Source organism: Streptomyces sp. NPDC053431 (genome assembly GCF_044544925.1).
Classification (GTDB): Bacteria; Actinomycetota; Actinomycetes; order Streptomycetales; family Streptomycetaceae; genus Streptomyces.
The window spans coordinates 663,518-676,140 of record NZ_JBITXX010000002.1; the positions used below are offsets into that span (position 1 = coordinate 663,518).

Genomic DNA, 12,623 nt, shown 5'->3' on the forward strand with positions numbered 1-12,623 from the left:
GTCCCGTACTGCCTGGTGCATCCCCTGTCTCACGACCGGGACGGCTGCGGGGGCGGGTCAGGTGAGGAGAGCGGTGAGGGCGCCGGTCACGACGGCAGCGAGCGTGATGACTGCGGCGAAGGCCGTGGCTGCCCGTGTGAGGGCGGTCGGGTAGGAGGCGCCGTCCATGCGGGAGAGTGTGCCCGCGCCGACCGCGGTCAGCAGCGCAAGGACGACCACTACGGCGAGGGAGAGAAGAACGACAGCAACGGACACGGTGGACTCCCGCGGCGAGATGAGGCGTTGACAGGGTCGAAGGTCGCGGAAACCGTGTTCGGCGGGGTTCGCCTGGACGAAGATGAACACGGGCGAACACACCGAGGCCGGGGGAAGACGGGTGCGCGAGGAACGTGGGGGCGGCGAACAGGCAGGGGAGCCGGACGGCGATCCGCTCACGGTCCTGCGCTGCAGGCTTGCCGACGGGCTGTCGCGTTCCCGGCTGACGGGCAAGGCGCAGCTCGCCGACCTGGCGGGTCTGGGACGTACGACCGTGCACGCGGCCTTCAAGGACGACGGCCCGCTGCCTTCGGAACACACGGTGGTTGCGCTGGCCCGCGTGCTGAAGCTGCCTGACGGGGAGTTGCTGAGGCTCCGGCGGCAGGCAGCCCGTGGCGGTATCCCGTCAGGTCCGGGCCGTCCGATCGGGAAGTGGGACCCTCACGATCTGGAGGTCCACCCGGCCGGGAGCGGCAACTCCGCTACCGGCCCCGGCCCCGGCAACTCCGCTACCGGCCCCGGCCCCGGTGCCGTTGCCGTTGGCCCACGGGCACTGCCCAGTTACGTGCCGCGCGGGCACGACGTGGTGCTGGCCGAAGCGGTCCGCGATGTCGCCGGCGGCCGTAGCCGGATCGTGGTCCTCGTAGGTGAGTCGTCGACGGGGAAGACACGCGCATGCTGGGAGGCCGTGCAGCCCCTCGCGGACCAGGGGTGGCGGCTGTGGCATCCCTACGATCCGACCCGGGCCGAGGCCGCACTGGAAGACCTGCACCGTGTCGGCCCCTACACGGTGGTGTGGCTGAACGAGGCCCAGCACTACCTGGGCGACCGCACGGCCGGTGAGCGGATCGCGGCGGCCGTTCGTCACCTGCTGCTCAGTGACAAGCGCGGGCCGGTCCTCGTCCTGGCCACGCTGTGGCCCGAATACGCCCACCAGTACACGGCCCTGTCCACGCCCGAGCGAGAGGACCGCTACAGCAGGGTGCGAGAACTGCTGGCCGGCCACACCGTGACGGTCCCCGATTCCTTCGACACCGAGGCCTTGGCCGCCGCATCAGTCCTCGCCCAGGACGGCGGCGACGCGCTGTTGGCAGACGCACTGGACCGGGCCGGCGCAGACGGGCGCGTGACCCAGGACCTGGCCGGCGCCCCCGAACTGCTGAACCGGTACCAGCACGCCACTGCGCCCGCCCGCGCGCTGCTGAACGCCGCGATGGACGCACGCCGCCTCGGCGTCGGCCTCCACCTTCCCCACGCCTTCCTCACCGACGCAGCCACGGACTACCTGATCGACACCGACTACGACCAGCTCACCGACGACTGGGCAGAGGCAGCGTTCGCCGAACTCGCCCAGCTCGTCCACGGCAAACAAGCCCCCCTCCGCCGCACCACCCCCCGCCTTCCAAGACGCCCGCCCACTCGCACGACCGCGGACGCTGTTGCCGCCGCCGGCACCCCCTCCATGCCGTCAGCGGGGCCGGTGTACCGGCTCGCCGACTACCTCGAACAACACGGCCGCACCGCCCGCACATCCCTGTGTCCGCCCGCCTCCTTCTGGCACGCGGCCCACACCCACCTCACTCACCCCGAAGAACTGGACAACCTCGCCCAGGCAGCCCACGACCGATACCGCTTGCAATGGGCTTACCACCTGCTTCACCGCGCCGCCGAACACCGCAACCCCCACACCCTGATCCGCCTGGCCGGGATGCGGGAGGAGGCCGGGGATGCCGCGGGGGCGGAGTGGCTGCTGCGGCAGGCCGTCGACGGCGGTGACGTAGAGGCGCTGCGCCCCCTGGCCGAGATGCGTGAGCGAGCTGGGGATCGGGAGGGAGCCGAGTCCCTGGCCCGGCAGGCGGCCGACCGTGGCGGCACCGGTCTCCTGCTCCGTCTGGCACGGATGCGGAAGGAAACCGGAGACCGGGACAGTGCCGAGAATCTCCTTCGGCAGGCCGCCGACTTGGGCAGCACCGAAGCCTTGGTCGCCCTGGCCGGGACGCGGAAGCAGGCGGGGGATACGGCGGGGGCGGAGAGTCTGCTGCGGCAGGCCGTCGACAGCGGTGACGTGGAGGCGTTGCTCTCCCTGGCCCGACTGCGGGAGGAAGCCGGGGACCGGGTGGAAGCCGAGTCCATGGCCCGGCAGGCGGCCGACCGTGGCGGCACCGGCTTCCTGCTCCGCCTGGCAAGGATGCGGGGGGAGGCCGGGGATCGGGAGGGCGCCGAGTCGTTGGCCCGGCAGGCCGTCGGCCGGGGCGGCACCGGCTTCCTGCTCCACCTGGTCCGGATGCGGGAAGAAGCCGGTGATCGGGAGGGCGCCGAGAGCATTCTCCGGCAGGCCGCCGAGCACGGCAGCACCGGCGCCCTGGTCGGCCTGGCAGGGATACGAGAGCGGGCCGGGGACCGCGAGGGCGCCGAGAAACTGCTGCGGCAGGCCGCCGCCCGCCGCGACGCCGACGCCCTGTACCGCCTGGCCGAGATGCGTGAGCGAGCTGGGGACCGGGAGGAGTCCGAGTCCCTCGCCCGGCAGGCCACCGACCTCGGCGTGACCAGTCTCATGGACCGCCTGGCCCGCATGCGCGAGCGGGCTGGAGACCGGGACGGGGCCGAGTCCCTGGCCCGCGAGGCTGCCGACCTCGGCGACACCGACGCCCTCGTCCGCCTGGCCGGGATACGCGAAGAGGGCGGCGATCGAGCGAGCGCCGAGACACTGGCGCGGCAGGCCGCCGAACGCGGCAATACCGGCGCCCTGGTCGGCCTGGCCGTTGTACGGGAGCGGGCCGGCGATCGGGCCGGTGCAGAGCTTCTTCTACGACAGGCCATGGCCTACGGGGACATCGAGGCCACGGTCCGCTTGGCCGGGGTGCGTGAGCGGGCCGGCGATCGGCAGGGCGCCGAGTCCTTGTTCCGACAAGCCGTCGATGACGGCCGAACTCCCACGTCGGTCCGTCGAGAAGTGATGCAGGAGGTGTTCAAGAGGCTGTGCCCCCACGGCCTGGACCCGGACGGAACGCCGACGCCCCCGTGGCATTGACCTCCTGCTGGAATGACCCGGGAATGTCCCGTACGGGACACCGCTCCAACCGGTCGCCGAACTCGAAGTGGATCGAGATCAGATCATCAGCACCGGCCGTCAATGGGTCGACCTCGACGGGTGGATCCTGACCGACGAGGACGGTCACCGCCACACCCTCGACCACGTCCGCCTCGAAGGCCGTTCCCGGAAGTGGTTGCCCTTTTTCCTCGCGATACGGTGCTGGCATGTCTCGATCAGTCGAAACCGGATCAGTGTCGTCTCCCGTCACCGCGGAGGACGTCGACCTTGCCGTGCGGCTCGCCGTGGGCGTCCTTCGGGACGCACCCCCGGAGGGCTGGGGCGCCAAGGCCGGTTCGCTGGAGTGGGACTGCTGGGAGACCGCAGAGCACCTCGCCAACGACCTGTTCTACTACGCCGCGCAACTGGGGCCGCAGAGCCCGCCGCTGGACACCCACGTGCCTTTCGCGTTGAGCCAGAAGAGGCCGGAGGGCCCCAAGGTCTTCGTCTACGCGGAACGTGCCGCGGGTCCGGCCGGCCTGCTGCAGGTGCTGGAGGCGTGCGGCGCGCTGCTGGTCGCCATGGTGCGCACCACGCCGCCCCGGGTCCGGGCCCACCACGCCGCCGGAGTGTCGGACCCTGAAGGCTTCGCGGCGCTGGCGTTGCAAGAGACGCTGGTACACATGCACGATCTGGCGGAAGGCTTCGGGCTCGCCTGGACCCCGCCCTCCGCCCTCTGCTCGCGGGTGCTCACCCGTCTCTTTCCAGGGGCTCCGGCCGGCGAGGATCCCTGGCTCACCCTGCTGTGGGCCACCGGCCGCGCCGAACTGCCGGGACACCCCCGCCTCACCAGGTGGCGCTCGGACAGCACACCGCGGTCATAGGAGCGGATCGGCCCCGGCGCTCCGGTTACGCGGACCTCGGCCGCCAAGATCTCGTTGATCACCAAGGGGTGAACTGGAACCGCTGCTCCACGCTTGCGTGGTGCGGGTCCCGGATGGGGAACGTGTCGCCTTACGGCAGTCGGCCCCGGGTGCCCGAGGCGTCCAAGGGGATCGAGGAGTTCCTGGACGCGTGGGGGAGTGGAGCCGGTTCTGTCACGGGTGGCCGGGTCTGGCGACCGACTGGCAGTCATGTGACGCACGTCATAGGGCTGGTTCCCCGCTTCTCGTTATCCAGGCTCTGCCGGCGACTCTCCCTTGCGTACGGGTTTTCACGAGTGGTGTGGAAGGGCGGGCGGCGTGGAGCTGGTTTCGGGCTTTGAGCGGTCGGTGGACGTGGAGTTGGTACGGGCGGCGCAGTACGGGGACACCTGGGCGTGGCAGCAGCTCATCGGCGGCTATGAGCCGCTTGTTCAGGCGGTTGCGGCCCGGGCTCTCGAGGGCCGACCGGGCGCCGACGCCGCGGTGCGCGCGATCGTGCGGGACACGCTGGGCCGCGCCGAGTTCGTGCTGGGCACCCTTGCGTCGCCGGAGGCGTTTCGTCCCTGGCTCGTCGGCATCGGCGTGGCGAGCACCCTCGCCCACGCGGCCGGCCTCCCGGTTCCGGCCGTGCCTGCCGCTGGTGTCCTCGATGCTCGGTGTTGGCTCGAGGCGGAGGATGCGGTGTTGGCGTCGCTGTGGTCGCTGGAGCAGGAGGGGGTGCTGGGGCGTGACGAGACGGCGACAGCACTGAACTGGTCCTTGCAGGACACGACGCTGTGCTTCGAGTCGCTGCGCGTACGCGTGGACGCGGCCCGGTCGGTGACCGTCGCGCTCGCCCGCGCTCCCCGCTGCCCGGCCCTCGATGAGCATGCCGCTGCCTGGGACGGCCAACCGGGCGCCGCGTGGCGCGACGAGCTGGCCCGGCATACCGCGCACTGTGAGTACTGCGTCACCGGGTTTGCCGCAGCGGCGGTCGACAGTACGACTCCGGCGTACGCGGCAGCCGTCTCGGACGCTGTCGGTCCGGGCGCCTGGGCGGCCGGTGCTTCGGGGAGTTTCGGCGCGGCCCGCGCTGCCGGTGTGACCGGTGTAGCGGGCGCGGCCCACACTGCCGCTGTGGCCGGTGTGGCTGGCACCGAAGCCCTCGCCCCCACGGAGGCACTCGCCGCGACAGAGGCGTTCGCGGCCGTCCCTGCCGATGCGTCCGATCACCTCATTGCCACGGGCGAGGGCACCACCGCGGTGGCGGGCGGGCGGCGTGCCACCCGGGCCGCTCTCCGTCGGCGTCGTCAGGCCGACGAACGCACCCGTCGCCGTGTGGTGGTCGCGGCCGGTCTGGCCGTCGTCGCGGTCACCGGCGGAGCCTTCACCCTGAACACGGGACGCGGCAGCGATCTGCTGGAAGCAAACCGCGTCGCGGCTCCGGATCTCGATGTCGATCTGACGAACGAGCCCGGCGCTCTCACCACCTCCGCATCCCCCTCCACCTCTCAGTCCGCTTCCGCGGCTCGGACCCCTGGCTCACCCGGGACGCCCACCGGCACCCCCAGCAAGGCTCCCCGGCCCAGCACGGCGACCGGCTCCCCGAAGCGCCCCGCCGCGCCCGCCACCACGGCCCCCACCCGGCGGAAGGCCGTTCCCACGCGTGGTTCCGACGCCGGTTCGGACGCTCACACGCAGCGGGATGCGGGCGTGTCCTCGGTCGCCGATCAGGTGATAGCTCTCGTCAACGCCGAGCGGGCGAAGGCCGGTTGCGGTGCCCTCACCGCCAACGCCACCCTCACCAGGGCGGCTCAGGGCCACTCCGACGACATGGCGGCCCGTGACTTCTTCGACCACACCAACCCCGACGGCGCCGGCCCCGGCGACCGCGTGACCGCCGCAGGCTATCCCTGGTCGACGTACGGCGAGAACATCGCCATGGGGCAAAGCAGCGCCGAGCAGGTCATGGAGGCCTGGATGAACAGCCCCGGCCACCGTGCCAACATCCTCAACTGCGACTTCAAGGAAATCGGCGTAGGCATCCACAACTCCGGCGGCCCGTACTGGACACAGGTCTTCGGCGCCCGCTGATGATCTGAGTCACAGCCTCGCCGGCAGGAGGCGGCGACTTCGTCGAGGATCCCGTCGGCCGTCTTCGTCCGCGCGAAGACGGCCGACAGGTGTCAGTTCAAGCCGGCGAGCCCGGCGAGCCAGGCCCGGATGTTCCGTTCGAGAGCGCGGACGGAGTGGTGGACGCCGCTCTTGAGCTCCTTCTGTTTCAGCTCGGCGAACCACCGCTCGGGCAGGGCCGCGCCAGCCCCGCTCCCCACGTCTGCTTCACGGACAGGAGCTCCGGAAACTCCGCGACAACCGCCAAATGGCACTCAAGCACCAACTGACGCCAGCCAGGACCCACGTCGACGTCGTGGGGAGGGTCGCGCAGGTGCTGCCTGATCGGCTCCAGCACATCACCCCAGGCCGGGGAAGTCTCCACCATCCAGTCCCCGCACGCAGCAACTGACCCCAGGGCCCACGCTGCAGATCACTTTTCCTCGAGGTGAGGACGGTGCTGCTGCCGCCGGCGGTGCTTGCGCATGGAGACCTGGGAGCCGCAGTTGGTGCTGCAGTAGAGTCCCGCGCCGTTGCGGGTGCGGTCGAGGAAGCCGAAGTGGCACGGGGGGTTGCGGCACGCTTTGATGCGCCGCCAGTCGCTGGTCTGGGCGATGGTCGTCACCGCGGCGAGCACGGTTCCGAACACGTACGGCACTCCCGTCTGCGGGGAGGCCAGCTCTGCGCCGCCCGCCGTGACGACCGTCGCCAGCGGGTAGAGCGAACCCACCCGGCGCAGATGCCGCTCGGCGCGCAGCAGCGGTTCGCCCAGGCTGTCCTCGTCGCCCGAGTGCGCGAGCAGCACGGTGACCAGGGCGTCACGCAGCTCGCGCGCGACAGCGGCGTCGGCGTCGGTCACCACCGTTTCACCATCGAACTCGTCGCGCTCCGCCAGCCAGACCCCGAACGAGCTCCCGTCGGCGAAGAGTTCTTCACGGCCGGATCCGTCCGCGCGGGTGTTCACGAACGCGAGAACGGTCTGCACCGCCGGCGGGACGGTGCCTGGACTGGGTTCGGGGGATCCGGCTGCCGCATTGATCACCCTCCCACAGTACATCCGCGTGAGCGGCACTAATCCATCTAGCGGGCAACTCTCCATCAATCCGACGTTGACGCGTTGCGAGCTAACCGCTTACGGTCGCAACATGACGAGATCAACACACCCCCAGACCCACCCCCGCACATGGCTCATCACCGGTGCGACGTCCGGCATCGGCCGCGAACTGACGCTCCAGGCGCTCGAGAACGGCGACACCGTCTCCGCCCTCGCCCGCGACACCACCTCCCTGGACGAACTGGCGCAAGCGCACGGTGACCGCCTTCTTCTCCTCCAGACGGACGTACGCGACGAGCGAGCCGTCCGGGACGCGGTGGAAGGCACGCTCGCACGCTTCGGCCGTATCGACGTCGTCGCCAACAACGCGGGATACGGACTGTTCGGAGCCGTCGAGGAGGCCTCCGACCCCCAGGTCCGGGCCGTGTTCGACACCAACGTCTTCGGAGTGCTCAACGTGCTGCGCGCAACGCTGCCGGTGCTCCGCGCCCAGCGGTCCGGGCACATCCTCCAGGGCTCCTCGGTATACGGGCAGTCCGCCCACCCCGGCGTGGGTCTGCTGGCCGCCACCAAGTACGCGGTCGAGGGCCTATCGGACGCGCTCGCGGCCGAGGTCGCGCCGCTCGGCATCAAGGTCACGATCATCCAGCCCGGGATGACCGCGACGCCCTTCCTCGCCAACCTCGACGTCGCGGCCGGCCTGCGTGACTACGACCAGACCGTCCGCGAGGTGCACAAGGCCATCGGGGAGCTGCCGGCGTCCGCCTTCTCCGCCGCCGCGCGGATCGCCGAAGGCATCCGGACCGCGGTCGACAGCCCCAACCCTCCGCTACGCCTGGCCCTTGGCCCCTCCAGCGCGACGGGCATGCGCGCCGCTCTGGAGGCACGGATCGCGGACCTCGACAACTGGCAGCGTGTGACCGACGCCGTCGACAGGTAGCAACCGCATCGCGCCGGGAACACGGTCATGACGGCCATGGCCCGGCTCTCCTGACCGCCCGGCCATGACCGCAGAGGTCTGGGTCGAAGCCACAGCAGACGCCTTCGACCCAGACCCTCGTACTGCCACTGCCACTGCCACTGCCATTACTTATGCTTCTGCTTCTGCTTCTGCTGCTCCGAACCACCGTTCTGACAGCTCGGGCAGGTACGTGCCACGTCCGCACCGTACGTCGCGGGCCCGTTCAGTCTTTCCCCTGCGGGCGACCACCTACGGTCACCCACCGGCCGGGACGGACGGCTGAAGTTCAGATTCCGTCCCGGGCCGGCTGCGGGTATCCGATCTCGGCGAGGTCCTCGGCCAGGTCTGCGAGGCTGACCTCCGCGTTCAGCGAGGACACGAGCTTCTGGCTCAGCGGTCGCAAGGCATACACGGCGCGCACCGCTTCCAGGTCCACGGGGATCTCGTAGTAGTCCTCGGCGAAGCGCTGGAACGCCTCCGGCGAGCGGTCGACCAGGAGCTCGAACAGGCCCGTCGCCCCGTCGGGGTCGGACCACCCGGCGGGGAAGTCGATCACGCCGTGCCGCCACCGATCATCCGTCGCCTCCCGCCACAGGCAGGCCGTCACGACGGGGACGCCGTCCTCGTCGCTGAACGCCGGCTCCTCCACGAAGGGCTGGAAGACCTCCGGAACCCCGTCGATCACTCCCGGCCAGGGCTCGCCGTCGTTGCCGTACGGGCTCATCGGTGCTTCGTGGTCGAAGCCGCGGACGTAGGCCCCGGCCGCCGAGAAGACGATGGAGTACTCGTCCCCCGACCCGTTGCGCATCGACGCCATCTCCTCGCCGTCTGCCCAGCCGGCATTGAAGGAGTAATACCGGTCTTCCCAGTCCGGGCTCAAGATCGCGTCGAGCATCGCCAGTGAGCGGCACAGGTTCCGCAGGTCAGCGATGGAAGGGAGCCGGCGAGCTACGTCGTAGACAGTCACGTGCCCATCCAACCGGATGCCACTGACACCCAGAATCTCCCCCCAGGGCTGTCACGCTCTGGAGCGGCACCGGAGGCACGTGGGTCAACTGTCCACGGTTGAATACGCCAGCCCACCCGCTCCCGGCCCGACGACGAACAGGCTCGGCCAGCCGACCCGCGTGGGCCCGGGGGACTCCCGGACTACGTTGCGGCCGGGAGACTGGCCCCGCCACACCGCCGGAACGGATCGGAAGCGGCCCGACGCCGGAGCGCGCGTTCGTCCGATCGGCCGAGTCCTCGCACGTCAGCCCCACCCCCGGCCTTCTTGGCGATGCCCCGGGATGGCGTACGTTCACATGCCGAGCCCTCAGCCGCGTCCGTAATGTCCTACTCGGACCTATGGACCGACACGAGAGGTGACCGGTGGCTCTCCACAACGCCCAGGTATCGGCGACCGACCCGGCCGTCGACATCTTCGCCTCGCCCCTGAGCGAACAGCCCCTGCCCAAACGATCCATGCCCGCCCTGCCCTCGCCACCTCCCGTCGTCTTCCAACTGCTGCACAACGAGCTGCTTCTGGACGGCAACGCCGCGCAGAACCTCGCCACCTTCTGCACCACCTGGACGGACGACGAGGTCCGCCGCCTGATGGACCTGTGCCTGGACAAGAACATCGTCGACAAGGACGAGTACCCGCAGACCGCGGAGATCGAATCCCGGTGCGTCAACATCCTCGCCGACCTCTGGCACGCCCCGGCCGGCGCCGACGGCGCGGACGCGGTCGGCTGCTCCACCACCGGCTCCAGCGAGGCGGCCATGCTCTGCGGCCTCGCCCTCAAGTGGCGCTGGCGCGACCGCCGACGGGCCACGGGGCAGTCGACCGAGCGGCCCAACCTGGTGTGCGGCCCCGTGCAGGTCTGCTGGGAGAAGTTCGCCCGCTATTTCGACGTGGAACTGCGCCAGGTCCCGGTCGAACCGGGCGCGACCGGCCTCCAGGCACATCAGCTGCGGGAGTACGTCGACGAGAACACCATCGGTGTGGTCGCGATCCTCGGGGTCACCTACACCGGCACCTACGAGCCGGTCGCGGAGATCGCCGCCGAACTCGACCGCATGCAGGCCGAGAGCGGCATCGACGTCCCGCTGCACATCGACGCCGCCTCCGGCGGGTTCATCGCCCCGTTCCTCCACCCCGAGCTGGAGTGGGACTTCCGGCTCCCGCGGGTCGCCTCCATCAACGCCTCCGGGCACAAGTACGGGATGGCCCCGCTCGGCGTCGGCTGGGCCCTGTGGCGCGACCAGGACGCCCTGCCGGACGGCCTGGTCTTCCACGTCGACTACCTCGGTGGCGACATGCCCACCCTGGCCCTGAACTTCTCACGCCCCGGCGGCCAGGTCATCACCCAGTACTTCATGTTCCTGCGCCTGGGCCGCGAGGGATACCGCCGCGTCTACCAGGCGTGCGCCGACACCGCCCAGCACCTCGCCCGCCAGATCGCCGACATGGGCCCCTTCACCCTGCTCTACGACGGAGCCGGCGCACTGCCCGCCGTCTCCTACACCCTCACCGCCCCCGACTCCGTCGACTGGACCCTGTACGACCTCTCCGACCAGCTCCGCATGCGCGGCTGGCAGGTCCCTTCCTACCCCCTGCCCCCAGGCCGTCAGGAAACCGTCATCCAGCGCGTCCTGGTCCGCCACGGCGTCGACCGCGACGAGATCGAACTCCTCGCCGACGACATCCGCAGAGCGATCAAGCACCTCGACAAGGGCCGCGCGCACGCCGCCGACCGCGTCGGCTTCCACCACTGAGACAGCACCTGCACACCGTCAGCCGAACGGCCGGCCTCCGGTGCCGTCGTCTCCTTGTCGCACCCGCTCGCCTCGGGGGGGAGAGAGAGTGAGAGCGGCCGGTGCAGCGGTTGTGGTGGCTGGTTGGCTACATGCCGCGATCCGGACCGAACCAGGCATCGGTGCGGTCCTCAGGGGTCATCGGGAGGCGCTCCAGCCGGACGGGGCCGGGGTAGAAGGCTGAGCTGTTCGGGCCGGCTATTTCTTCGCCGATTTCGACTCCCCGTCCGGCGTGGAGCAGCTCCCAAGCAGCCGGATCGGCGTACCTGTGCCGGGCAGGGCCGAGCATCGCCATGGCGGCGGCCAGGTAGTCGGTCATGGCGTCCTTCGCTCGTATACGCGGCCGCCTGCGGCGCACGTGGTTCCGGCAGGGAGCATCTCACCCAGCAGCAGCAGCAGCGGCGGCGGCGTGGCCACTGGCGGAACCGGACGGGTGAGATCCCCGGCACAGGCGGTTCCAGGCGTAGCGCGCCGGCGCTCGGCCCTCCCTGTCGTGACGATGACATCCCGCCTGGCCGTGCTTCAGTTGGCCCTGTCTGCGTACTCCCCGATGAGCGCACCTGTGCACGGTCGAACGAACGAGCGCGCTCAGGCCCAGGCGCTTCAACGGAAGGCGTCGGCGTTCTCCAAAGCCCACTGCTCGAAACGGGCGGGCCCGCATTCCGGTGACCCACGCAACAGTGTCACGCACCATCAGCAGCTCATGGTTCACGTCTCCGCCGGTGACGTCGAGCACCGCGTCCGCGGCCTGGGACCCGGAGACCGCGGCCATCTGTGCGTAGGCCTGTGCGCAGCTCCTTCAGCAGGGCGCTGCCCATGTTTCCAGTGGCTCCGGTCACAAGGATCACGGCGTGTTTCCCGTCGTCAGATGATCACGTGAGCCACACGCTGAAACTCAATCACGCTTCAGGTCAATGAGCCGCCCGGCTCTGCCTGCGGCTGGTATCGGATGCACTACCCCAAGTAGCGGCGAGAGGTGCGGTGGCTGACGGTGGGCCATGTCGCCGCGTTCGAAGAGCCGACAGACAGTCAGCCGGCGCGGGCGACGAAAGGAAGTCATCGATGCGCTCTGCCCGCATTGTTCTCGCCGCGACCGCCGCCGCCGGCACCCTGGCGCTCGCCGCACCGCTTTCCTACGCCAGCACCGCGGGGGACTGGGACAAGGACGACTCCTCTCACAGCCAGGCGCACCAGCCCGGCAAGCCGCACGGTGGTGTGCACACGGGCTCCGGTGCGCTCGCCCTGGTGAGTGGCGAGGACTGGTCCAAGGGTGACGCCGACAAGGCGAAGGACAAGGACTGGTCCAAGGACGACGCCGAGAAGGGCAAGGACAAGGAGTGGTCCAAGGAGAAGGACAAGGACAAGCCGCACGGCGGTATGCACACCGGTTCCGGTGCGCTCGCCCTGGTGAGCGGCGAGGACTGGTCCAAGGGTGACGCCGACAAGGCGAAGGACAAGGACTGGTCCAAGGACGACGCCGAGAAGGGCAAGGACAAGGAGTGGTCCAAG

At 70.3% G+C, this 12,623-nt stretch carries 11 protein-coding genes and 1 pseudogene; 6 read left to right on the forward strand and 6 right to left on the reverse strand.

Going from position 1 to position 12,623, the window contains the following annotated elements; translation table 11 throughout:
• Positions 1-57: 57 nt before the first annotated feature.
• Complete coding sequence (locus ACIGXE_RS09065; protein WP_399745028.1) at positions 58-255, reverse strand: hypothetical protein; 198 nt, start codon at positions 253-255, stop codon at positions 58-60.
• 688 nt (positions 256-943) lie between these two features.
• Here ACIGXE_RS09065 and ACIGXE_RS09070 point away from each other — a divergent pair.
• From ACIGXE_RS09070 to ACIGXE_RS09080, 3 genes are all read left to right on the forward strand, one after another.
• Entirely contained in the window at positions 944-3,286 is a 2,343-nt protein-coding gene (locus tag ACIGXE_RS09070; RefSeq protein WP_399745030.1) for a hypothetical protein, read from the forward strand.
• 227 nt (positions 3,287-3,513) lie between these two features.
• Positions 3,514-4,170, forward strand: a complete 657-nt coding sequence (locus ACIGXE_RS09075; protein ID WP_399745032.1) for a hypothetical protein — start codon at positions 3,514-3,516, stop codon at positions 4,168-4,170.
• A 357-nt stretch (positions 4,171-4,527) separates the two neighbouring features.
• A complete protein-coding gene (locus tag ACIGXE_RS09080; RefSeq protein WP_399745034.1) occupies positions 4,528-6,282 on the forward strand; it encodes a CAP domain-containing protein in 1,755 nt (584 codons plus the stop codon).
• Between the two features lie 92 nt (positions 6,283-6,374).
• Here the strand turns inward: ACIGXE_RS09080 and ACIGXE_RS09085 are convergent, their stop codons facing one another.
• Together ACIGXE_RS09085 and ACIGXE_RS09090 are read right to left on the reverse strand one after the other, a co-directional pair.
• On the reverse strand, positions 6,375-6,521 hold the full coding sequence (locus tag ACIGXE_RS09085; RefSeq protein ID WP_399745036.1) for a hypothetical protein: 147 nt from the start codon (positions 6,519-6,521) through the stop codon (positions 6,375-6,377).
• A 212-nt stretch (positions 6,522-6,733) separates the two neighbouring features.
• Entirely contained in the window at positions 6,734-7,342 is a 609-nt protein-coding gene (locus ACIGXE_RS09090) for a CGNR zinc finger domain-containing protein (RefSeq protein ID WP_399745038.1), read from the reverse strand.
• A gap of 103 nt (positions 7,343-7,445) precedes the next feature.
• Here ACIGXE_RS09090 and ACIGXE_RS09095 point away from each other — a divergent pair, with 103 nt between their 5' ends.
• Positions 7,446-8,294, forward strand: a complete 849-nt coding sequence (locus ACIGXE_RS09095) for an SDR family NAD(P)-dependent oxidoreductase (RefSeq protein WP_399745040.1) — start codon at positions 7,446-7,448, stop codon at positions 8,292-8,294.
• Positions 8,295-8,601: 307 nt separating this feature from the next.
• Here the strand turns inward: ACIGXE_RS09095 and ACIGXE_RS09100 are convergent, their stop codons facing one another.
• Positions 8,602-9,282, reverse strand: a complete 681-nt coding sequence (locus ACIGXE_RS09100; protein ID WP_399745042.1) for a hypothetical protein — start codon at positions 9,280-9,282, stop codon at positions 8,602-8,604.
• 404 nt (positions 9,283-9,686) lie between these two features.
• Here ACIGXE_RS09100 and ACIGXE_RS09105 point away from each other — a divergent pair, with 404 nt between their 5' ends.
• Entirely contained in the window at positions 9,687-11,075 is a 1,389-nt protein-coding gene (locus tag ACIGXE_RS09105) for a glutamate decarboxylase (protein WP_399745044.1), read from the forward strand.
• Positions 11,076-11,202: 127 nt separating this feature from the next.
• Here ACIGXE_RS09105 and ACIGXE_RS09110 read toward each other — a convergent pair whose 3' ends face one another.
• Both ACIGXE_RS09110 and ACIGXE_RS09115 read right to left on the reverse strand, forming a co-directional pair.
• The gene (locus ACIGXE_RS09110; RefSeq protein ID WP_399745046.1) at positions 11,203-11,433 is read right to left on the reverse strand and encodes a hypothetical protein; all 231 of its coding nucleotides are present in this window, start codon (positions 11,431-11,433) and stop codon (positions 11,203-11,205) included.
• Between the two features lie 284 nt (positions 11,434-11,717).
• A pseudogene (locus tag ACIGXE_RS09115) lies at positions 11,718-11,901 on the reverse strand (hypothetical protein); the annotation flags it as partial.
• A 275-nt stretch (positions 11,902-12,176) separates the two neighbouring features.
• Between ACIGXE_RS09115 and ACIGXE_RS09120 the strand changes: the two are divergent.
• On the forward strand, positions 12,177-12,623 hold a 447-nt coding region (locus ACIGXE_RS09120; RefSeq protein ID WP_399745048.1), incomplete at its 3' end, for a hypothetical protein.

Excerpts from the sequence above, each read along its gene's own strand:
- ACIGXE_RS09075 (WP_399745032.1), top strand. The coding sequence starts at position 3,514 with ATGTCTCGATCAGTCGAAACCGGATCAGTGTCGTCTCCCGTCACCGCG.
- ACIGXE_RS09095 (WP_399745040.1), top strand. The coding sequence starts at position 7,446 with ATGACGAGATCAACACACCCCCAGACCCACCCCCGCACATGGCTCATC.
- ACIGXE_RS09110 (WP_399745046.1), bottom strand. The coding sequence starts at position 11,433 with ATGACCGACTACCTGGCCGCCGCCATGGCGATGCTCGGCCCTGCCCGG.